This window comes from Aeromonas sp. 600724 (assembly GCF_049175135.1).
Lineage (GTDB): Bacteria > Pseudomonadota > Gammaproteobacteria > Enterobacterales > Aeromonadaceae > Aeromonas > Aeromonas veronii_A.
Genome location: NZ_JAAKUM010000001.1, coordinates 336,457 through 357,310 on the forward strand (window position 1 = coordinate 336,457; position 20,854 = coordinate 357,310).

The following is a 20,854-nucleotide window of genomic DNA, read 5'->3' on the forward strand; positions in this document are numbered from 1 at the left end:
CTTGTCTGCGACCAAGGACGGTAGCCGACGGATATCAGCGACCGACTTAGTTAACAGCGTCTTTCAGGGCCTTACCGGCTTTGAAGGCAGGAACTTTACCAGCAGCGATTTCGATGGTCGCGCCAGTCTGCGGGTTACGGCCTGAACGGGCAGCACGCTCGCGTACAGCGAAAGTACCAAAACCAACCAGAGCAACCTGGTCACCCTCTTTCAGCGCTTCACCAACAGCATCAATGAAGGCATCCAACGCACGGCCAGCGGCAGCTTTGGAGATATCGGCACCGTCTGCAATCTTGTCAATCAGTTGAGATTTATTCACTCTTATATTCCCCTTTTATCAAACACCGCTGCGGCGCTGATTTCCCTGGCCACAACAAGTGGAGGTTTTATAGCAAGCCTCCTGATCAGTTGCAAGTGACAATCTGGCGCAAACCCGCGCCACACAACGCATTGCGACTCATCACGAGTACCCGATCGGTGGTCAAGGCTACTTCCGTTATCGGGCGCATGCAAGCCTTAACCACCCGTCGAATGCGCCAAATTTGCGGCGCATCAACATTTACACGACAGAAACGCGCTCAAACCCCTGTGGATTGTCCTGCAACGCCAATTCCAGCACCTCGTCAATCCAGCGAACCGGATAAATTTCAAGGTCTTGTTTGACGTTTGCCGGGATCTCCTCAAGGTCACGCTCGTTCTCTTTCGGAATAAGCACTCGCTTGATGCCGCCACGGTGGGCTGCCAGCAACTTCTCCTTGAGACCGCCGATGGGCAGCACTTCGCCGCGCAAGGTGATCTCCCCTGTCATCGCCACATCAGCACGAACCGGATTACCGGTCAAGCTGGAGACCAGGGCGGTACACATGGCGATACCGGCGCTCGGACCATCTTTCGGGGTTGCCCCTTCCGGTACGTGCACGTGGATATCGCGCTTCTCGTAGAAGTCGGCATTGATGCGCAGCTTCTCGGCACGGGCTCGTACGACCGTCATGGCCGCCTGAATGGACTCCTGCATTACGTCACCGAGGGAACCGGTATAAGTGAGCTTGCCCTTGCCCGGCATGTTGGTGGTCTCGATGGTGAGCAGATCGCCCCCCACTTCGGTCCACGCCAGACCACACACTTGACCCACTTGATTCTGGTCGGTGGCCTTGCCGTAATCGAAACGCTGCACCCCGAGGAACTCCTTGAGGTTCTCCTGATTGACCTGAACATGCTTGATGCTCTTGTCCAGCAGGATGCGCTTGACCGCCTTGCGACAAATCTTGGAGATCTCGCGCTCCAGACTCCGCACCCCCGCCTCGCGGGTGTAGTAGCGGATCACTCCGACCAGGGCAGAATCTTCGATGGTGATCTCGGACTCTTTCAGGCCGTTGCGCTGGATCTGCTTGGCAACCAGATGCTGCTTGGCAATGTTGAGCTTCTCATCTTCGGTGTAACCGGAGAGACGGATCACTTCCATCCGGTCCAGCAAGGGACCCGGGATGTTCATGGAGTTGGAGGTGGCCACGAACATCACGTCCGACAGGTCATAATCCACTTCCAGATAGTGATCGTTGAAGCTGTTGTTCTGCTCCGGATCCAGCACTTCCAGCAAGGCGGATGCGGGATCGCCACGCATGTCCGAGCTCATCTTGTCGATCTCGTCGAGCAGGAACAGCGGGTTCTTCACGCCAACTTTCGCCATCTTCTGGATGAGCTTGCCGGGCATGGAACCGATATAGGTACGGCGGTGACCGCGGATCTCCGCTTCGTCACGCACCCCACCGAGGGCCATCCGCACATATTTGCGGCCTGTCGCCTTGGCAATGGATTGGCCCAGCGAGGTCTTGCCTACACCGGGAGGCCCAACCAGACAGAGGATGGGGCCCTTGAGTTTGTTCACCCGTGCCTGTACCGCCAGATATTCGAGGATGCGATCCTTGACCTTCTCGAGGCCATAGTGATCGGCATCCAGCACCTCTTGCGCCTTGCCAAGGTCTTTCTTGACCTTGGATCGCGCCTTCCACGGCACCTGTACCATCCAGTCCACATAGCTGCGCACCACGGTAGCCTCGGCGGACATGGGAGACATCATCTTCAGCTTGGCAAGCTCGGCCTGGGCCTTTTCACGGGCATCTTCCGGCATGCCAGCTTCTTCAATCTTGCGATTGAGGGCTTCAAACTCATCCGGGCTATCTTCCAGCTCACCCAGCTCTTTCTGGATGGCCTTCATCTGCTCGTTGAGGTAATACTCGCGCTGGCTCTTTTCCATCTGCTTCTTGACGCGAGTACGGATGCGCTTCTCGACCTGCAGCAGGTCAATTTCCGACTCCATCATCGCCATCAGGAATTCGATGCGCTCGGAAACCGAGACGATCTCCAGCACCTTCTGCTTGTCTTCCAGCTTGAGCGGCATATGGGCCGCCATAGTGTCAGCCAGACGCGCAGCATCGTCGATCGCCGAGATCGAGGTCAGTACCTCGGGCGGGATCTTCTTGTTGAGCTTGATATAGCCTTCAAACTGGCCGATGGCGGAGCGAACCAGTACTTCCTGATCCTTCTCCTCAATGGCTTGGGAGGGGATGTACTGGGCCTCGCAGACAAAGAAATCCTTGTCGTCGATCATCCGCTCCAGGCGGGCACGCTGCCCACCCTCTACCAGCACCTTGACGGTGCCGTCCGGCAGCTTGAGCATCTGCAGAATATTGGCCACTGTCCCGACGGTGAAGATCTCCTCCACCGTTGGCTCATCGGTTGACGCATCCTTCTGGGCCACCAGCAGAACTTTCTTGTCCTGCTCCATGGCCGCTTCCAGACAGCGAATGGATTTTTCCCGCCCCACAAAGAGTGGAATGACCATGTGGGGATAAACCACCACGTCACGAAGAGGCAGGACGGGAATCTCGATGCGTTCTGAACGCTCTAGGTTCATATATGTCCTCTCGGCTTGTTATACCGTTGGCAAAGCGCTTGGCTGAGTATATGGGGGCGCTGAGATGAGATTCAATCGCCGAAACCGTAAAAAGCATGAAAGGGGCAAAAAGCCCCTTCCATTTGATTAAAAATCAGACATTTACTCTGATGCAGCAGCCTGGGTTTCGGGATTCTCGTAGATCATCAAGGGCGCAGAGTCCCCTTTGATCACGGTCTCGTCGATCACCACCTTGCTGACCCCTTCCAGAGAAGGCAGGTCATACATGGTATCCAGCAGCACGGCTTCCACGATGGAACGCAGACCACGAGCACCGGTTTTACGCTCCATCGCCTTGCGGGCAATGGCGTTGAGTGCGTCGTCACGGAACTCCAGCTCAACCCCTTCCAGGTCGAACAACGCAGCGTACTGTTTGGTCAGCGCGTTTTTCGGCTCTTTCAGGATCTGGATAAGGGCAGACTCATCCAGCTCGGTCAGGGTCGCGACCACCGGCAGACGGCCGATGAACTCGGGGATCAGACCATACTTGATCAGATCTTCCGGCTCTACCTTGGCGAAGGTCTCGCTCAGGGTGGCCTTGGCATCCTTGGATTTCACCTCGGCGCCAAAACCGATACCGGTTCCCTTCACGGAACGCTGCTCGATCACCTTGTCCAGACCGGCAAAGGCACCGCCGCAGATGAAGAGGATCTTGGAGGTATCAACCTGCAAGAACTCCTGCTGCGGATGCTTGCGACCACCTTGCGGCGGCACGGAAGCGATGGTCCCTTCGATCAGCTTGAGCAGTGCCTGCTGTACCCCTTCCCCGGAGACATCGCGGGTAATGGAGGGGTTGTCCGACTTGCGGGAGATCTTGTCGATCTCGTCGATATAGACGATGCCACGCTGGGCCTTCTCTACGTCGTAGTCGCACTTTTGCAGCAGCTTCTGGATGATGTTCTCCACGTCCTCGCCCACATAACCGGCTTCGGTCAGGGTGGTCGCATCGGCCATGGTGAACGGCACATCCAGCAGACGAGCCAGAGTCTCGGCCAGCAGGGTTTTGCCGCTACCGGTCGGGCCAATCAGCAGGATGTTGGACTTGCCGAGCTCCACACCACTGTTTTCGCCGCTGTTGCGCAGACGCTTGTAGTGGTTGTAGACGGCAACGGCCAACACCTTCTTGGCGTACTCCTGCCCGATCACATAGTCATCGAGATGAGCGCGGATCTGATGAGGGGTCGGCAGCTCGTTACCATCGCGCTTGGGCGAGATCTCGCGGATCTCTTCGCGGATGATGTCGTTGCACAGCTCGACGCACTCATCACATATGTAGACGGAAGGGCCAGCGATCAGCTTGCGCACTTCATGCTGGCTTTTGCCGCAAAAAGAGCAGTAGAGCAGCTTATCACCCTCACCCTTGCGTTTCTCTGTCATTCAGCAACCTCGTTTTATCAATAGAGGATGGATCGGCCTGTTGAGTTTACAACAGACCGGGACACCCTGCTCAGCTACGCTGGCTCAGGACACCGTCTACCAGACCATAGGCCACGGCCTGCTCGGCGGACATGAAGTTGTCACGATCGGTGTCACGCTCGATGGTAGCCATGTCCTGACCGGTGTGGAACGCCAGGCGCTCGTTCAGGGTATTTTTGATCTTCAGGATCTCCTGGGCGTGGATCTGGATATCAGATGCCTGACCCTGGAAGCCACCCAGCGGCTGGTGGATCATCACGCGGGCGTTAGGCAGGCAGAAACGCTTGCCCTTGGCGCCACCGGCCAGCAGGAAGGCACCCATGGAGCAGGCCTGCCCCATGCAGACGGTGCTGACATCCGGCTTGATGAACTGCATGGTGTCATAGATGGACATGCCCGCAGTCACCGAACCACCCGGCGAGTTGATGTAGATATAGATGTCCTTGTCCGGATTCTCGGACTCGAGGAACAGCAACTGGGCAACCACCAGATTGGCCATGTGATCTTCAACCTGACCAGTCAGGAAGATCACCCGCTCTTTCAGCAGACGGGAGTAAATATCGTAGGAACGTTCACCCTTGGCAGTCTGTTCGACCACGATGGGGACCAGCGCATTGCTGGGAGAATCGGTCATATCGTTATAGTTCTTGTACATAAGGCATTGTCCCTAAAATAAAATGGCCCGAGTGGAGATCACACGAGCCATTATACTTAACAGTCTTGACCTTAAGTCAAATGTTCTTAGGCAGCGGCGCCAGACTTGTTGATCACTTCGTCAAAGGCAACTTCTTTTTCGGTCACTTGCGCTTTGGACAGGATCAGGTCGATGGCTTGATCTTCTACTGCCAGGTTACGAACGCCGTTCAGCATCTGTTCGTTCTTCTGGTAGTACTCGATCACTTCTTTCGGATCTTCGTAGGCAGTCGCCATGGACTCGATGATGCTGTTTACACGGGCATCGTCAGCCTTGATCTCGTTGGTGCGGATCACGTCACCCAGCAGCAGGCCTACGCGTACACGACGCTCGGCTTGAGCCTGGAACAGTTCAGCCGGCAGCTCGGGAGCGTTGCCGCCCTGGAAGCCACCGAAACGCTGCAGAGCCTGCTGACGCAGTGCGTCGATCTCTTGAGCAACGGCAGCTTTCGGCAGGTCGATTTGGTTGGCTTCAACCAGACCGTTCAGAACCTGCTCTTTCACGCTGTTTTTCAGGGCTTGAGCCAGTTCGCGCTCCATGTTCTTGCGCACTTCGGCTTTCAGCTCTTCAACAGAACCGCTTTCGATACCGAAACGCTTCACGAACTCTTCGGTCAGCTCAGGCAGGATCTGCTCTTCAACCTTGATCAGCTTGGAAGCGAACTTGGCTTCTTTGCCTTTCAGGTTTTCAGCGTGGTAGTCAGCCGGGAAGGTCACTTCGATGGTGAACTCGTCGCCTGCTTTCTTGCCCAGGATGGCGTCTTCGAAGCCCGGGATCATACGGCCAGCGCCCAGAACCAGGTTGAAGCCTTCAGCTTTGCCGCCATCGAACTCTTCACCGTCGATGGAACCGACGAAGTCCATGGTCACACGCATGCCATTGGCAGCGGCAACATCGGCATCAGCCCAGGTAGCGTGCTGCTTGCGCAGGGTGTCGATCATGTTGGCCAGATCTTCGTCCTTCACGGTCGCAACCGGCTTCTCGACCTTGATGGTCTCGAGACCTGCAACTTCGAACTCCGGATACACTTCGAAAGTGGCGGTGAATTCGAAATCCTGACCTTCTTTGATCTCTTTCGGATCCATGGTCGGGGCACCAGCCGGGCTCAGTTTGTTTTCGATGATGGCTTTGATGAAGTTGCTCTGCATCATTTCATCAGCAACGCGGGCGTGAGCCATGGCGCCGAACATCTTCTTGATGATGGCAACCGGAGCCTTGCCAGGACGGAAACCGTCGATGCGACGAGTTTTGGCCAGGCCATTCAATTCTTTACGCACAGCGGCGTCTACGGTAGCAGCCGGTACAGTGATGGTAAGACGGCGTTCCAGACCCTGGGTTGTCTCTACAGAAACTTGCATTCTTCTACCTCGTTCAACTCAGCACTGTGTGCTGACCCTTTATTGCCCCTGGGCAAAGCCCGGAGTCTTCCTGTTTATAAAGACAACGATATGTCTTTGTGATGAGAAAATATGACGCGGCATTATAGCGGCGCACTTTGGTCGAGTCGAGCCACACATCCCCCACATTGAGCGGCGTGCAAGCACAATTCGTGCAAAACAGCCCTTTATATGGGGAGAGAGGTGTCCGACTTCAACTATCCGATGGCAATAATTTTGCGTTTGCTCACCTTTTTTCATCCGAACGCCGCTTTATTACCCATCTTTCGCCGAAAAACAGCCCACCGTTGCGGGCGGCGACTCAATTTGACCAGCCAAATGGCGATTGGACCAATCAACCATTGCGTCCCTACCCCTCCCTCGTTATGGTGGCAACCAAATTGATGATCTGGAGTCACTCACATGGCCTTTTTCCGCTTCTTGTTCAATCTGCTCTGGTTTGTACTGGGAGGTGTCTTTATGGGCCTGGCCTGGTGGCTGGCCGGTCTTGTCTGCTTTATCTCGCTGGTCGGCATCCCCTGGGGACGTGCCTGCTTCGTGATCGGCACCTTTACCTTCTTCCCGTTTGGCAAGCAGGCCGTCAATCGCAAGACCATGACCGGCCAGAGCGATATCGGCACCGGCACTCTGGGGCTGATTGGCAATATCCTCTGGTTTGTGCTGATCGGTGTCTGGCTGGCCATCGGCCACATCGCTTCCGCGCTGGCCTGCTTCGTGACCATTATCGGTATCCCGTTCGGTATCCAGCACCTCAAGCTGGCACTCATCAGTCTGGCGCCCATCGGCCAGATGATTGTGACCAACCAGGAAGCGGAATCGGGTCGCTATATCCGCTAAACACGGGAAATGCGCGGGCAGACGCTGCCCTGCAACGAAAAAAAGGGCAGACTAGGGTCTGCCCTTTTCTATTCTCTTTTGTTGAGGCCGTCATGTTACCCAGCCACTTTTTCGCCAATCTCGCCCGCATGAAACTCATCTACCGCTGGCCCCTGATGCGCAACATCCAGCCGGAAAACATTGCCGAGCACAGCCTTCAAGTGGCCATGGTGGCCCATGCCCTCGGCATCATCAAAAATCGACTGTTTGGCGGCAGCGTGAATGCCGACCGCGCCGCCGTGATGGCCCTCTACCACGATAGCAGCGAGGTGCTGACCGGCGATCTGCCCACCCCGGTCAAATACTTCAACCCCGAAATTGCCCGCGAGTACAAGAAGATAGAGCTGGCCGCCGAGCAGCGTCTGCTTGGCATGCTGCCGCCGGAACTGGTAGAGGATTTTCGCCCGCTGCTCGATTCGGCAGCCCAAGATGGCGAGCTGGTCAGGCTGGTCAAGGATGCCGATACCCTCTGCGCCTATACCAAGTGCCTCGAAGAGATTAATGCTGGCAACCGGGAGTTCGAACCGGCTCGCAAGCGCCTTGAAGCCATGCTGGCAGCCCGGATGAGCAATGAGATGCGCTACTTTATCGACACCTTTGTGGCCAGCTTCTCCCTGCCGCTCGATGAGCTGAACGCTCACTAAGCCAGTCTACATGACCTGAAAACAGAAGAGCCCGCCGGTTTAACACCGGCGGGCTCTCCGTCTTTATCAGCGGATTAGATGCAACCCATCAGTGACCCAGCTCGCGGGACGGTACCAGACCGCTCGCCCGCCAGGCGGGATAGAGGGTCGCCACCAGACTCATCAGGATGGCGGCACCCGTCACGATGAGCAGATCCTGCATATGCAACTCAGTCGGCAAAAAGTCGATGAAATAGATATCCGGATTGAGGAAGCGATGGCCGATGAGCTTTTCGACAACGCTCAGGATCTGGGTCAGCTTGCTCGAAAGCAGCCCACCCAGCAGGGCGCCGAGCAGGGCACCGGCCATGCCGTTGACCATCCCCTGAATGACGAAGGTGAGCCGGATCTGGCCGGGGCTCGCCCCCATGGTTTTCAGGATGGCGATTTCGCTGCGCTTCTCGTTCACCGCCATCACCAGGGTGGAGACAATGTTGAAGCAGGCGACGGCCACCACCATCAGCATCACCACATACATGACGGTACGCACCATCTGGATGTCCTGATAGAGATAACCCTGGCTGTTCATCCAGCTGCGGATGTAAACATGATGAGGGAACTGCTGCGCGGCGGCGATCGTAATATTTTGTGCATTAAGCACATCGCTCACCCGCAGGCTGAAGCCCTCCACGCCGCTGCCCATGCCGGTGATCGCTTGCGCATCGGCCAGATGCATAAAGCCGAGCAGACCGTCGAGCTGACCACCGATCTCCAGCAGCCCCACCACGGTCAGGGCTTCGCGCCGAGGATTCTTGATCCCGGCCTGATCACCCCCTTGCGGCAGCAGCAGGGCGACCGAATCCCCCACCTTGACCCCCAGCTTGTCGGCGATGGTCTTGCCAAGGATCACCCCACGTTCACCCGGTTGCAGCTCACGCAGACCACGGCCCGTCATGTATTTGCCGGCATCCGACAGATTGGCTTCCAGATCGGGCAGCACGGCGCGCAGTTGCACCCCCTTGAGGGCAGAGCCATGCTCCAGCAGGCCATTGAGGCGAATGACCGGCGCGGCCGCCTCAACGCCCGGCTGGGCCAGCAGGTAGTCGCGCAGACGGGGCCAATCCGGCAGCGGCCGCTCGACGGCGTCCAGCTCACCTTGCGGCACGACCGAGAGCACCCGATCTTTAAGCTCCCGCTCGAAACCGTTCATGGCGGAGAGGCCCAGGATCAGCGCCATCACCCCGAGGGCAATACCGATCAGGGAAGAGGCAGAGATAAAGGCGATAAACCCGTTGCGACGGCGGGAGCGGCTGTAACGCAGGCCCAGAAAGAGGGGCAGCGGTTTGAACATCAGGCAACCTCCGCCATCACGCCGCTCACCAGGGTCACCCGGCGATGGAGCTTGGCCGCGAGGCTCAAGTCGTGAGTCACTACCACAAACGCAGTGCCCAGTTCACGATTCAGTTCACACAGCAGTTCGTACACCGCCGTGGCACTGGCGTGATCTAGATTGCCGGTAGGCTCATCCGCCAGCACCAAGCTCGGTTCGTTGACCAGCGCCCGGGCGATCGCCACCCGCTGACGTTCGCCACCAGAAAGCTCGGAGGGACGGTGGTTCAAGCGATGGGAGAGCCCTACCCTACCCAACATTTTGGTCGCCTTTTCGGTGGCAACCGCCACCGACTCACCGGCGATCAGCAGCGGCATGGCCGCATTTTCCAGCGCACTGAACTCGGAGAGCAGGTGGTGGAACTGGTAGACAAAGCCCAGCTCGCGGTTGCGAAAACGGGCTTGGGTACGGCTGTCCCAATGGTGGATATCCTCCCCTTTGAACAGCACGGCGCCGCTGGAGGGGTTGTCCAGCGCCCCCATCAGATGCAGCAGAGTGGTCTTGCCGGAGCCGGAGCTCCCCACCACCGCCAGCATTTCACCGGGCGCGACGCAGAGATCGATCCCCTTGAGCACCTGAGTCTCCAGCTCCCCCTCTTTATAGACATGGTTGAGCGCCTGGCAGCGCAGCAGAGGTTCACGGGATACGGCTTCATTCATAACAGGGGCTCCACTTGCCTCGGTAACAACGCTGGCACCCGCAACAACGGGGGCACCAGTCACAACAGAAGATGCATTATTCACGGCATTACTCATAACGCAGCGCCTCGGCCGGTTTCACCCGCGCAGCGCGGGCCGCCGGGTAGAGGGTGGCACTGAAGCTGAGCAGCACGGCGCCCAGCAAAATGGTGATGACCTGAGCCGGCTCGACGATGACCGGCAGGCCACTGCCGCCCGCCGCCATATAGAGGTTGAGCCCCACCGCATTGAGCAGAGGGTTGAGGCCCAGGGAGAGCGCAAGGCCCGCCAGTCCGCCAAACAGAGCGCCAATCACCCCGCTGGAGGCGCCAAGTACCATGAAGATTTTGACGATCCCTGATTCACTCATCCCCATGGTGCGCAGGATGGCCACTTCGCCCTCCTTGTCCGTCACCACCATCACCAGCGCGGAGAGGATGTTAAAGGTGGCGACGGCGATGATCAGCACCAGCATCAGCCCCATCATCCGTTTTTCCATGGCGACCGCCTGGAACAGCTCGCCCCGCTCGCGGCGCCAATCCTGCCATAGCAAGCCATCCGGCAGCGGCGCCTTGATCACCTCGTCGGCCGCAAAGGGATCATCTAGCCAGAGGCGAATGCCACCGACGGTTTCTGTCGGTAGACGCAGCAAGCGCTGGGCATCTCCCAGCGCGATCAGCGCAATCTGGTTATCCACATCTGCGCCGACCCCGAAGATACCGGAGACGGTAAAGAGGCGCTGGGCCGGTACCCGGCCAAACGGAGTAAAGCGGGTCCCTTCGGTCAGGATCAGGCGAACCTGATCGCCGATGGAGACATTGAGGCGGCGTGCCACCCCCTGCCCCAGCACGATGCGGTAGTGGCCGGCCTGCAGGGTATCGAGGCGCCCCCCCAGCATCTGGCTGTGGAGGATGTCATCCTTGGGCCACTTCGCAGGGTCGATCCCCTGCACACTCACCCCGGTCAGCTGGCCGGGGCTTTGCAGCATCCCTTCGCTGTCGAGCATGGGGGCCGAGGCAACCACGTGGGGTAATTTGGCCAGATCCGGCAAGCCTTGCGGGTCTGCATCAATACGGCCAGCCTGATTGGTCACCACCACATGGGGGATCACCCCGAGGATGCGCCCTTTGAGCTGCCCTTCGAAACCGTTCATCACCGAAATGACCACCATCAGGGCGGCGACCCCGATGGCGATGCCAAAGGTAGAGAACAGGGAGATAAATGAGACGAAGCGATTGCTGCGCTTCGAGCCTGCATAACGCAGGCCGATGGCCAGCGAAAGGGGCTGAAAAAGTCCGGTCTTCAAGGATATGTACGTTGCCAACAAAATAAGATACCGGATAATAAAGGGAAACCGTCCATGACAACAAGGGATAGCCTCCATGCAGGAACAGTTCTTCAGCGTCACTCATGCCACGCCGGTCAATGTGATCCCCATGCCGGCCGACTTCCACCTCCCCTCGCTGGAGGAGCTGGACGCTGAGCTGCCGGAGCCCTTTCGGATCTCTTCGGCCATTACCTCCATCGATCTGGTGACCACTCGCCTGCTGCGCAACCAGAACGAGTCGATGCACGATCTGATCGAGATCGTCAATCAGCAGTCCCGCAAGATCGACATGATCATGGGCTATGTGCTCTCCCTGCAGGACCATCCGGAGCAGCGCTTTCACACCTTGCGCTTCGGGGCTGGCCAGCTCACTTACCTGCACCCCTATCACGGTCACGGGGATGCGCCGCACCTGCACCAGATCGTGCGCCTCAAGATCTTCCTGCGGGAAGAGGCGGCCGCCATCTACTGCTATGGCCAGGTCAAACAGCTTGACGGCGGTGAACATGGCACCCATGTGCAGCTCGACTATGTGCGGATCCGCGAAGATGACCGTGAACTGCTGGTTCGTGCCAGCCTCCACGTGCAATCGAAACAGCTCAAACTGCGCGCCCAAGAGCGTCAGCGCTAACCAGAGCGAACGTCAGCGATAGATAACGTCAACGTTAAAAGAATCGAACCATGCCAATGACACTCCCCGCCTTGCCCGCCAAAGCGGGCCAAAAGATCACGCTCGGCCAGCTGGTCGGCAGCAGCCTCTCGCTGATTGCAGCCCGTCTCACCAGTGAAGCCAAGGGGCCGGTACTGCTTATCACCGCCGATACCCCGAGCGCCCTGCGCCTGGAGCAGGAGCTGCAGTATTTGCTGACAGACAAGCTGCTGGCAGACAAGCAACTAGCCGATCAACCCGCACCGGTATTGCTGTTCCCCGATTGGGAGACCCTGCCCTACGACACCTTCTCTCCCCATCAGGACATCATCTCCCAGCGGCTCGAGACCCTCTACAAGCTGCCGCAGATGAGCAAGGGGGTGTTGATCGTCCCCATCTCCACCCTGATGTTGCGCTGCGCCCCCAGGGTCTATCTCGACAAATACAGCCTGATGGTGAAGGCCGGCCAGCGCCTCAATCTGCAACAGTTGCGCGGGCGCCTCGCCGAAGCGGGTTACGTGGCGGTGGATCAGGTGCTGGAACATGGCGAATTTGCCGCCCGCGGCTCCCTGCTCGATCTCTTCCCCATGGGCAGTAGCAGCCCCTATCGCATCGACTTCTTCGACGATGAAGTGGACTCCATCCGCCCATTCGATCCCGAAACCCAGCGCTCCAGCGAACCGGTCAAGACGGTCAGCCTGCTGCCCGCCCGGGAATACCCTACCGACGAGGCAGCCATCGAACTGTTTCGCGGCCAGTTCCGCGAGCAGTTCGAGCTGTCGCGGGCCGAGGGCTCCGTCTATCAGGAGGTGAGCAAGGGACGCTGGCCCGCCGGCATCGAGTATTATCTGCCGCTCTTCTTCAACCAGACAGCCAGCCTGTTTGACTATCTGCCGGAAGAGACCCTGCTGCTCACCGTGGGGGATATCTACCCCGCCGCCCAGCGCTTCTGGAACGACATCGGCCAGCGCTATGAAGACAGACGCTGGGACAACACCCGCCCACTGCTGCCACCGGCCCAGCTCTATCTGCCGGTGGAGCAGCTCTTTGCCTCCCTCGGCCAATATGGCGCGGTGCGGCTGCAAGAGGCCGCCACCGCCGGTGATGCCGGTCAGCACGATCTGCCCATCTCCGCGCTGCCCGATCTGCAACTCGATCACAGCAAGGAGCAACCTCTGCTGGCGCTTAACCAGTTCCTGCAAGGCTTTGCCGGGCGCACCCTGTTTGCGGTGGAATCCGAAGGGCGACGGGAGGTGCTCGGCGATCTGCTCGCGCGTATCTCCCTGCAACCCAAGGAGTTCCCCTCCCTCGACGCCTTTATGGCGAGCCCGGATCGCCACGGCCTGCTGGTGGCACCGCTTGAGCGTGGCTTCCTGTGGCAGGAGGCCGGTCAGGATCCACTGGCGCTGATCACCGAGACCGAACTGCTGGGCGGCAAGGTGCGCAGCAAGCGGGCGCGGGAGAAGAGCAAGAACCTGAGCTCCGATGCGGTGATCAGAAACTTGGGCGAGCTGACCCAGGGTCAGCCAGTGGTCCATCTGGATCACGGGGTCGGCCGCTATCTGGGGCTCGAAACCATCGATGCCGGTGGTCTGCCCACCGAGTTTTTGACTCTCGAATATGCCGGCGGCGACAAGCTGTTCGTGCCGGTCACCAGTTTGCACCTTATCAGCCGCTACACCGGCTCTGATAACCCGCCCAGCCACAAGCTCGGCGGCGAAGCCTGGTGCAAGGCGCGGCGCAAGGCGGCGGAGAAGGTGCGCGACGTGGCAGCAGAACTGCTGGATGTCTACGCTCATCGCGCCGCTCGCGCCGGTTTTGCCTTCAAGCACGACAAAGAGGCCTATCGCCAGTTTGCCGCCAGCTTCCCGTTCGAGGAGACCGACGATCAGCTCAACGCTATCAATGCGGTACTGGGGGACATGTGTCAGGCCAAGAGCATGGATAGACTGGTGTGCGGCGACGTGGGTTTCGGCAAGACCGAAGTGGCGATGCGGGCAGCGTTTGTGGCTGTACACGGCGGCAAGCAGGTTGCCGTGCTGGTGCCCACCACCCTGCTGGCTCAACAGCACTACGACAACTTCCGCGACCGCTTCGCCAACTGGCCGGTGCGGGTCGAGGTACTGAGCCGCTTCCGCTCCGCCAAGGAGCAGAGCGCTGTGATGAAGGAATTGGCTGAAGGCAAGGTGGACATCATCATCGGCACCCACAAGCTGCTCGGCTCCGAACTCACCTTCAAGGATCTGGGACTGCTCATCGTCGATGAGGAGCACAGATTCGGGGTACGCCAGAAGGAGAAGATCAAGGCGCTGCGGGCCGATGTGGATATCCTCACCCTCACCGCCACTCCTATTCCACGCACTCTCAATATGGCGATGTCCGGCATGCGGGATCTCTCCATCATCGCCACCCCTCCCGCCAAGCGACTCGCCATCAAGACCTTCGTGCGCCAGCACGAACCGGCGGTGGTGCGCGAGGCGGTGCTGCGGGAACTCAAGCGCGGCGGTCAGGTCTACTACCTGCACAACGACGTCGAGAGCATCGAGAAGTGCGCCGCCGATCTGGCGGAACTGGTGCCGGAGGCCCGCATCGGCATCGCCCACGGCCAGATGCGCGAACGTGACCTTGAGCGGATCATGTCCGACTTCTACCACCAGCGCTTCAACCTCTTGGTCTGCACCACCATCATCGAGACCGGCATCGATGTGCCAAGCGCCAACACCATCATCATGGATCGGGCGGATCACCTCGGTCTGGCCCAGCTGCACCAGTTGCGGGGCCGGGTTGGCCGCTCCCACCATCAGGCCTATGCCTACCTGCTCACCCCCCATCCCAAGCTGATGACCAAGGATGCGGCCAAGCGGCTGGAGGCGATCGCCTCGCTTGAAGATCTCGGCGCCGGGTTTGCGCTGGCGACCCACGATCTGGAGATCCGTGGCGCAGGCGAACTGCTCGGCGACGACCAGAGCGGCCAGATCGAATCGGTCGGCTTCACCCTCTACATGGAGATGCTGGAGCAGGCGGTCGAGGCGCTGAAAAATGGCAAGGAGCCGTCGCTCGAGCAGCTGATGAGCCAGCACACCGAGGTGGAGCTGCGCCTGCCTGCGCTGTTGCCGGATGACTATATTCCGGACGTCAATATGCGCCTCTCCATGTACAAGCGGATCGCCAGTGCGGCGGACGAGCAGGAGCTGCGCGAGCTGAAAGTGGAGCTGATCGACCGCTTTGGTCTCTTGCCGGAGGCGACCAAAACCCTGCTGGAGCTGGCCGCCTTCCGCCAGCGTGCCACCGCCCTTGGCATTCGCCGGGTGGAGATGAGCGAGCGTGGCGGCTATCTGGACTTCACCCAGGAGACCAAGGTCAATCCGGCCTATCTGGTCAAACTGCTCTCCAGCCAGCCACGGGTCTACAAGATGGACGGGCCGACCCGATTGCGTTTCCAGGTGCCAACTCAGGACAGAGCCATGCGCCTGAAACTGGTGGATGGTTTGCTGGCTGATCTGGCCAACAACAGCCTGTGAGTCTCTGCAACGCAGGCGTCGAGCCAGAGAGAGAATGCCAACTAAAACGGGAGCCAAATCGGCTCCCGTTTTGTTTACGTTGGCTGGTGACTAGCGTCTCCCTTCTCCCCTTGTGGGAGAAGGGTCGGGGATGAGGGGGGCAGTGAAAACCATTCCTCTCACCCTGCCCTATCCTAGGGGGGAGAGGGAATCGCACCGGTAAATGTTGGGCTTCGCTGCGCTCAGCACCAACCTACACCTCTGACGATCAGCACTGGTTGGCTGGATCCTCATGGGCGGAGAACTCTCGCATAAAGGCCTCTGCCCGCTCCACCATCTTGGTCGAGCCAACAAAGTAAGGGGTACGCTGGTGCAGCGCGGTGGGCTGGATATCCATGATGCGGCCAAAGCCATCGGAGGCCTTGCCACCAGCCTGCTCTACCAGAAACGCCATCGGGTTGCACTCATAGAGCAGACGCAGCTTGCCGTTCGGCGAGTTGGTGCCGGACGGATAGATGTAGATGCCACCCTTGAGCAGGTTGCGATGGAAATCGGAAACCAGGGAACCGATATAACGGGAGGTGTAAGGTCTGTGGGTCGCCTCGTCGCGCTCCTGACAATATTTGAGGTACTTCTTCACCCCGTCCGGGAACTTGATGTAGTTGCCCTCGTTGATGGAGTAGATCTTGCCCTCTTCCGGAATGCGGATGTTCTCGTGGGAGAGGCAGAAGCAACCGATGGAGGGGTCGTAGGTAAAGCCGTTGACGCCAAAGCCGGTAGTGTAGACCAGCATGGTGGAGGAGCCGTAGACCACATAACCGGCGGCGACCTGACGGTTGCCCGGTTGCAGGAAGTCCTCCAGCGTCACCGGCGAACCTTGCGGGCTCAAACGGCGGTAGATGGAGAAGATGGTTCCGACCGAGACGTTGACGTCGATATTGGAGGAGCCATCGAGCGGGTCGATCAGCACCACATACTTGGAGTTTTTGGAGAGCGGTGAGTCAAAGGCGACAAAGTCCTCTTCCTCTTCAGAGGCCATGCCACACACCTCGCCGCGCGCTTCCAACGCCGCCTTGAAGCGTTCGTTGGCGTAGACATCCAGCTTCTGCTGCACCTCGCCCTGTACGTTTTCAGCGCCCATGGAACCGATGATATCCGCCAGTCCCGCCTTGTTGATCTCCCGGTTCACCACCTTGGCAGCAAGGCGGATCGAGCTGAGCAACGAGGTCAGCTCGCCGGTCGCGGTAGGATAATCCGCCTGCTTTTTGACTATGAACTCACCCATGGTGATCATGTTTCGCATTTTTGTTCCTTTAGATCGCATCCGTTGGCATTGAAAACGTTTGCAGGCATCGGCAAAAAAAATGCCGATCACCGGCGGCCTTGATTTGTAACCTAATGTAACGTCTGTTTTTTGTTTTTGCAGCGAATTAAGCGGCCTATTAAATAGGCTATTTCGCCTCACGTTATGGTAAAAGAGGCTTTTCATTCGGTTTCAATCGATAACTTCCGGACCCTTAATTCGTGGCAATAACCTGCGACAAGCCATGAGCTGACTGGCCTTGAGCCATTAAAAATGGAGTCTGGTGGGCCTGCCGTTCCCTCAGCCATTGCCTCTTGAGATCCGATCGCCAATCCAGCACACTGATTTCGCTTTGGAAGCAAATAAAACTCAAGGATTATCAATGAACAAGACTCTCATTGCCGGCATGGTAGCCGGACTGTTTGCACTTCCCGCCTGGGCTGCCCAGGTGCCTGCCGGTACCAAGCTGCTGCCGGATGCCCAACAAATCTACGTGACCAATATCGGCACCGAACCCACCACCATCGACCCCCAGCTGGTGGAAGAGACCGCCGGTAGTGCCATCGTCAACGATCTGTTTGAAGGGCTCTATGAGCTGGATAATACCGGCAAGATCAAACCAGCAGGCGCCGTCAGCTACGAGGTCGACAAGACAGGTACCGTCTACACCTTCAAGCTGAGACCCGAGGCCAAGTGGTCAAACGGTGAACCTGTCACCGCCGCCGATTATGTGTACGGCTGGCAACGGGCGGCCGATCCCAAGACGGCCTCCAACTACGCCTGGTTTATCGAGTTGACCGGAGTGGTCAATGCAAGCGAGGTGACCCAGGGCAAGAAGAGCCCGTCAGAGCTCGGGATCAAGGCGCTCGATGACCACACCCTGCAGGTCACCCTGAAAAATCCGGTTCCCTTCTTCCTGAAGACGCTGGCCCACTACACCACGTTCCCGGCCCCCAAGGCCACCATTGAAAAATTCGGCAAGGATTGGGTCAAACCGGGCAATATCGTCTCCAACGGTGCCTTTGTACTCAAGGAGTGGACCCCAAACGAGCGGCTGAGTGCCGAGCGCAATACCCACTACTGGAACAACCAGCACACCGTCCTGAACAAGGTGATCTATCTGGAGATCGTCTCCGAAACCGCCGCCTACAACCGCTATCGCACCGGTGAACTGCACTACACCACTTATCCGCTGGAGCAGTACAAGCAGCTCAAGAGCAAGAGCCCGGAAGAACTGGTCAGCGTCCCCACGCTGGCCAGCTATTACTATGTCTTCAATACCCAGCGCAAACCGTTCGATGACCCGAAAGTACGCAAGGCGCTCTCGCTCGCCATCGACCGGGAGACCATCACCGACAAGATCCTGGGACAGGGACAAATTGCCGCATATAGCTTCACGCCCCCCATTGTGGACGGTTTTGAATTGAAAAAACCGGCCAGCCAGCTGCAGAGCAAAGAGGAGCGGATCAAGCAAGCCAAAGCCCTGTTGGCCGAAGCGGGATATGGCCCGGACAAGCCACTCACAGTGGACATTCTCTACAACACCAACGAGAGCCACAAAAAGATTGCGCTGGCCGTCTCCTCCATGTGGAAACACAACCTAGGGGTCACTGCCACCCTCAACAACATGGAGTGGAAGACCATGGTCTCGGCACTCAACGAGGGGGATTTCGGGGTTAGCCGCTATGGCTGGAACGGGGATTATAACGATGCCTCCACCTTCCTCGACATCATGACCTCCAGCAGCAGCGCCAACAGCGGCAAGTGGTTCAACAAGGAGTACGACGCCCTGCTGGCCAAGTCCCACGACTCGCTGGATCCCGCTGAACGCAATGCCCTGTATCAGCAGGCAGAGGCTCTCATTGATGCGGATGCCCCCATCGCCCCCATCTATTTCTCGGTCAAATCAAGGTTGCTCAAACCTTTCGTGAAAGGCTATCCCCACCTTAACCCGCAGGATGTGGTCTACAGCAAGGAGCTCTATCTGGTTGCTCAGTAACCGGCTCGGCAAGATGTGACCATAAAAAAGCGCCTGCATTGCTGCAGGCGCTTTTCATTGGCGGCCAAGCGGGCCATTGGGCCCATCTACGCTTTCACGCAAGATTACTCTTCGGGACAAGGAGCCAACACCTCCCGGCGACGACCCATCACCACCGGACGCACCAGCAACTGAGCCAGCAAAACCCCCAGCAGAGTCAGACCGCCCCCGATCAGGTGATAGCTGGTCAGCCGCTCTCCCAGCAGGGTGATGGCAAGGCCAGCCGTCATCACTGGCAGCAGATTCATAAAGATGGCGGTACGATTGGCACCAAGCAGGGTGATCCCCTGCATCCAGAGCCAGGGACAGAGGGCCGACGCGGGGATCCCCGCATAGAAGATCAGCCAGATCGCACGCCCCTCTGGCAGCTGACCATCCACCAGCAGAAAGAAGGGGGTCAGGATCAGCACACTGCAGAGCACCTGACCGTAGAGCAGCGACCAGTTGTCGAGCCCCAAATCCCACTTCTTGAGCAGCACGCTATAAAGGGCATAAGTGCCCGCCGAGAGCAGCATGTAGACAGAGCCGATATGAATACCCTGGGTAAACAGTCGGGTCGGATCCCCCTGCCCCAGCAAGATAGACAAGCCAAAGATGGAGAGCAGCGCCCCCAGCACGGCGCCCCAGGTGGGCCGCTCACGCAGCAGCCAGATGCTGAGTAACACGGTCAACAGTGGCGTCAGCCCCATCATCAATCCCATCTCGGTGGCCCCCATGGTCTGTGCGGCGTAGTACCCAAAGGTCTGATTAAGCACCATGCCCAGCGAGGCCAGCATGGCGATCTGCCAAAGGCCGGCACGAATGCGGGCACGCGCACGCCATACTCGACGGGCCAGAAACGGGCTTAATACCAGCGCAGCCACCACCCAGCGCGACCAGGCCAAGGCTGCCGGGGACAACACACCAACCGCCAGTTTGCTGACGATGCCATTGCCAGCCCAGATGGCAATGCAGGAGAAAGGAAACAGAAAGGCAAAGGGCATGAGAGGATCCAGACCGAAGAGACAACAGCGGGCCAGTATAGGGGGCGATGGAAGATAAACAAAGGTGTGGGCCTGAACAGCCACATAGTGAACGCCAGTCGCCAGAAACAAATATGCCCGCAAAAGTGCGGGCATATCAGTGCAGAAACAGGTTCAGAAGCGCATCACGCGGCATCCATGTGCAGTCTGGAGATCAGCTCGTTGACTTCGGTGACTGTCTGGCGGTGGGGAATATCCGCCGGATTCGGCATCAGCAACAAACCGGATTGGAAATCAAACCGCCCCCGACCATGGATGTAAATCCGACCTTTAAAGAAGGTTTTGACATGCTTTGCCACCATCAGTGGCAGGTACTTCTTGAACACTCTCATCGTTTGCAACCTCTTGCAGTTGTATCCGTATGACAGCAGCTTCTGCGAATTAATTCCGTAAAATATTTATAAAAATCCGGAAAACTCGCCCATCTCTTCCCAAAAAATTCAATCTATAACTTTTTATTAACTTTTAGCCTATTGTATGCGGCCCTTCGAGCCAGAGCAAGGCTCCTTTGCCATCGTGCCACTCGATACAAGCGATCCCCGAGGTGGCGAACATGGGTGCTCCTGCTGCCGGGCAGAGGCTTTGCACCAGATAACCCACCAGCGGCAGATGGCTGACCATCAGGATCTGGTCATGTTGCTGCGCCAAAGTGGTGAGGTAGCTGGCCACGAAAGCGGGATCACCGTACGGGGTAATGTCGCCACTCTCTTCAACGGCTGCTGCGTCAGGTAATTCACTGCATATGGCTTGCCAGGTCTGGCGTGCCCGCAGATAGTTGCTGTGGATCACCCGATCCAGCGGGCCAATCAGCTGAGGCGCCAGCCAGCGGGCCATCTGGATAGACTCTTCAATACCCTGCTCGGTCAATGGACGCTGTTCATCTGTTTTCGCATTCATGCCAGCCTGGCCATGACGCATGATATAGATCTTCATTACAACCTCGCCCAACGGGCCTGTTTTGATAGCCGGGGGATCTTACCCCGCCACGG

At 58.3% G+C, this 20,854-nt stretch carries 17 protein-coding genes; 5 read left to right on the forward strand and 12 right to left on the reverse strand.

Annotated features, from left to right (window positions below):
- Nucleotides 1-46 precede the first annotated feature (46 nt).
- From hupB to tig, 5 genes are all read right to left on the reverse strand, one after another.
- Entirely contained in the window at nt 47-319 is a 273-nt protein-coding gene (gene hupB / locus G5168_RS01480) for a nucleoid-associated protein HU-beta (RefSeq protein WP_005315375.1), read from the reverse strand.
- A gap of 240 nt (nt 320-559) precedes the next feature.
- On the reverse strand, nt 560-2,914 hold the full coding sequence (gene lon / locus G5168_RS01485) for an endopeptidase La (protein ID WP_005336976.1): 2,355 nt from the start codon (nt 2,912-2,914) through the stop codon (nt 560-562).
- Nucleotides 2,915-3,055: 141 nt separating this feature from the next.
- Nucleotides 3,056-4,330, reverse strand: a complete 1,275-nt coding sequence (clpX, locus tag G5168_RS01490) for an ATP-dependent protease ATP-binding subunit ClpX (RefSeq protein WP_005336977.1) — start codon at nt 4,328-4,330, stop codon at nt 3,056-3,058.
- A 70-nt stretch (nt 4,331-4,400) separates the two neighbouring features.
- A complete protein-coding gene (gene clpP / locus G5168_RS01495; protein WP_005336979.1) occupies nt 4,401-5,024 on the reverse strand; it encodes an ATP-dependent Clp endopeptidase proteolytic subunit ClpP in 624 nt (207 codons plus the stop codon).
- An 86-nt stretch (nt 5,025-5,110) separates the two neighbouring features.
- Nucleotides 5,111-6,421 carry a trigger factor gene (gene tig / locus G5168_RS01500; RefSeq protein WP_005345092.1) on the reverse strand — a complete coding sequence of 437 codons (1,311 nt, stop codon included), beginning with the start codon at nt 6,419-6,421 and terminating at the stop codon, nt 5,111-5,113.
- 441 nt (nt 6,422-6,862) lie between these two features.
- On the opposite strand from tig, the gene G5168_RS01505 reads away from it, so the two are divergent.
- Together G5168_RS01505 and yfbR are read left to right on the forward strand one after the other, a co-directional pair.
- Nucleotides 6,863-7,297, forward strand: coding sequence for a YccF domain-containing protein (locus tag G5168_RS01505; protein WP_005336982.1), 435 nt, complete (start codon nt 6,863-6,865; stop codon nt 7,295-7,297).
- Between the two features lie 92 nt (nt 7,298-7,389).
- Nucleotides 7,390-7,980: a 5'-deoxynucleotidase gene (yfbR, locus tag G5168_RS01510; RefSeq protein ID WP_421172170.1), complete on the forward strand. Its 591-nt coding sequence runs from the start codon at nt 7,390-7,392 to the stop codon at nt 7,978-7,980.
- Between the two features lie 88 nt (nt 7,981-8,068).
- Here the strand turns inward: yfbR and lolE are convergent, their stop codons facing one another.
- From lolE to G5168_RS01525, 3 genes are all read right to left on the reverse strand, one after another.
- Nucleotides 8,069-9,310 (reverse strand): lipoprotein-releasing ABC transporter permease subunit LolE, encoded by a 1,242-nt coding sequence (gene lolE / locus G5168_RS01515; RefSeq protein ID WP_421172171.1) that lies wholly within the window; start codon nt 9,308-9,310, stop codon nt 8,069-8,071.
- Entirely contained in the window at nt 9,310-10,008 is a 699-nt protein-coding gene (gene lolD, locus G5168_RS01520; RefSeq protein ID WP_005336988.1) for a lipoprotein-releasing ABC transporter ATP-binding protein LolD, read from the reverse strand. The genes lolE and lolD overlap by 1 nt, the downstream gene beginning before the upstream one ends.
- 88 nt (nt 10,009-10,096) lie before the next feature.
- Nucleotides 10,097-11,332 carry a lipoprotein-releasing ABC transporter permease subunit gene (locus G5168_RS01525; protein ID WP_005336990.1) on the reverse strand — a complete coding sequence of 412 codons (1,236 nt, stop codon included), beginning with the start codon at nt 11,330-11,332 and terminating at the stop codon, nt 10,097-10,099.
- A gap of 76 nt (nt 11,333-11,408) precedes the next feature.
- Here G5168_RS01525 and G5168_RS01530 point away from each other — a divergent pair, with 76 nt between their 5' ends.
- Together G5168_RS01530 and mfd are read left to right on the forward strand one after the other, a co-directional pair.
- A complete protein-coding gene (locus G5168_RS01530) occupies nt 11,409-11,984 on the forward strand; it encodes a hypothetical protein (RefSeq protein ID WP_064336238.1) in 576 nt (191 codons plus the stop codon).
- A gap of 56 nt (nt 11,985-12,040) precedes the next feature.
- Entirely contained in the window at nt 12,041-15,523 is a 3,483-nt protein-coding gene (gene mfd / locus G5168_RS01535) for a transcription-repair coupling factor (protein ID WP_421251795.1), read from the forward strand.
- Between the two features lie 247 nt (nt 15,524-15,770).
- On the opposite strand, the gene fbp is transcribed toward mfd, so the two are convergent.
- The gene (fbp, locus tag G5168_RS01540) at nt 15,771-16,805 is read right to left on the reverse strand and encodes a class 1 fructose-bisphosphatase (RefSeq protein ID WP_005351317.1); all 1,035 of its coding nucleotides are present in this window, start codon (nt 16,803-16,805) and stop codon (nt 15,771-15,773) included.
- Nucleotides 16,806-17,187: 382 nt separating this feature from the next.
- Here fbp and G5168_RS01545 point away from each other — a divergent pair, with 382 nt between their 5' ends.
- The gene (locus G5168_RS01545; RefSeq protein ID WP_421251754.1) at nt 17,188-18,804 is read left to right on the forward strand and encodes a peptide ABC transporter substrate-binding protein; all 1,617 of its coding nucleotides are present in this window, start codon (nt 17,188-17,190) and stop codon (nt 18,802-18,804) included.
- A gap of 104 nt (nt 18,805-18,908) precedes the next feature.
- Here the strand turns inward: G5168_RS01545 and G5168_RS01550 are convergent, their stop codons facing one another.
- From G5168_RS01550 to sixA, 3 genes are all read right to left on the reverse strand, one after another.
- Nucleotides 18,909-19,826 (reverse strand): DMT family transporter, encoded by a 918-nt coding sequence (locus G5168_RS01550; protein WP_266133916.1) that lies wholly within the window; start codon nt 19,824-19,826, stop codon nt 18,909-18,911.
- 164 nt (nt 19,827-19,990) lie between these two features.
- Nucleotides 19,991-20,197, reverse strand: coding sequence for a DUF1107 domain-containing protein (locus G5168_RS01555; RefSeq protein WP_005336998.1), 207 nt, complete (start codon nt 20,195-20,197; stop codon nt 19,991-19,993).
- A 133-nt stretch (nt 20,198-20,330) separates the two neighbouring features.
- On the reverse strand, nt 20,331-20,798 hold the full coding sequence (sixA, locus tag G5168_RS01560; RefSeq protein WP_005351311.1) for a phosphohistidine phosphatase SixA: 468 nt from the start codon (nt 20,796-20,798) through the stop codon (nt 20,331-20,333).
- Nucleotides 20,799-20,854 lie beyond the last annotated feature (56 nt).

What these genes read in the sequence shown, in the direction of transcription:
- lon (WP_005336976.1), bottom strand. Translation starts at nt 2,914, where the DNA reads ATGAACCTAGAGCGTTCAGAACGCATCGAGATTCCCGTCCTGCCTCTT.
- clpX (WP_005336977.1), bottom strand. Translation starts at nt 4,330, where the DNA reads ATGACAGAGAAACGCAAGGGTGAGGGTGATAAGCTGCTCTACTGCTCT.
- clpP (WP_005336979.1), bottom strand. Translation starts at nt 5,024, where the DNA reads ATGTACAAGAACTATAACGATATGACCGATTCTCCCAGCAATGCGCTG.
- tig (WP_005345092.1), bottom strand. Translation starts at nt 6,421, where the DNA reads ATGCAAGTTTCTGTAGAGACAACCCAGGGTCTGGAACGCCGTCTTACC.
- G5168_RS01505 (WP_005336982.1), top strand. Translation starts at nt 6,863, where the DNA reads ATGGCCTTTTTCCGCTTCTTGTTCAATCTGCTCTGGTTTGTACTGGGA.
- yfbR (WP_421172170.1), top strand. Translation starts at nt 7,390, where the DNA reads ATGTTACCCAGCCACTTTTTCGCCAATCTCGCCCGCATGAAACTCATC.
- lolE (WP_421172171.1), bottom strand. Translation starts at nt 9,310, where the DNA reads ATGTTCAAACCGCTGCCCCTCTTTCTGGGCCTGCGTTACAGCCGCTCC.
- lolD (WP_005336988.1), bottom strand. Translation starts at nt 10,008, where the DNA reads ATGAATGAAGCCGTATCCCGTGAACCTCTGCTGCGCTGCCAGGCGCTC.
- G5168_RS01530 (WP_064336238.1), top strand. Translation starts at nt 11,409, where the DNA reads ATGCAGGAACAGTTCTTCAGCGTCACTCATGCCACGCCGGTCAATGTG.
- mfd (WP_421251795.1), top strand. Translation starts at nt 12,041, where the DNA reads ATGACACTCCCCGCCTTGCCCGCCAAAGCGGGCCAAAAGATCACGCTC.
- fbp (WP_005351317.1), bottom strand. Translation starts at nt 16,805, where the DNA reads ATGCGAAACATGATCACCATGGGTGAGTTCATAGTCAAAAAGCAGGCG.
- G5168_RS01545 (WP_421251754.1), top strand. Translation starts at nt 17,188, where the DNA reads ATGAACAAGACTCTCATTGCCGGCATGGTAGCCGGACTGTTTGCACTT.
- G5168_RS01550 (WP_266133916.1), bottom strand. Translation starts at nt 19,826, where the DNA reads ATGCCCTTTGCCTTTCTGTTTCCTTTCTCCTGCATTGCCATCTGGGCT.
- G5168_RS01555 (WP_005336998.1), bottom strand. Translation starts at nt 20,197, where the DNA reads ATGAGAGTGTTCAAGAAGTACCTGCCACTGATGGTGGCAAAGCATGTC.
- sixA (WP_005351311.1), bottom strand. Translation starts at nt 20,798, where the DNA reads ATGAAGATCTATATCATGCGTCATGGCCAGGCTGGCATGAATGCGAAA.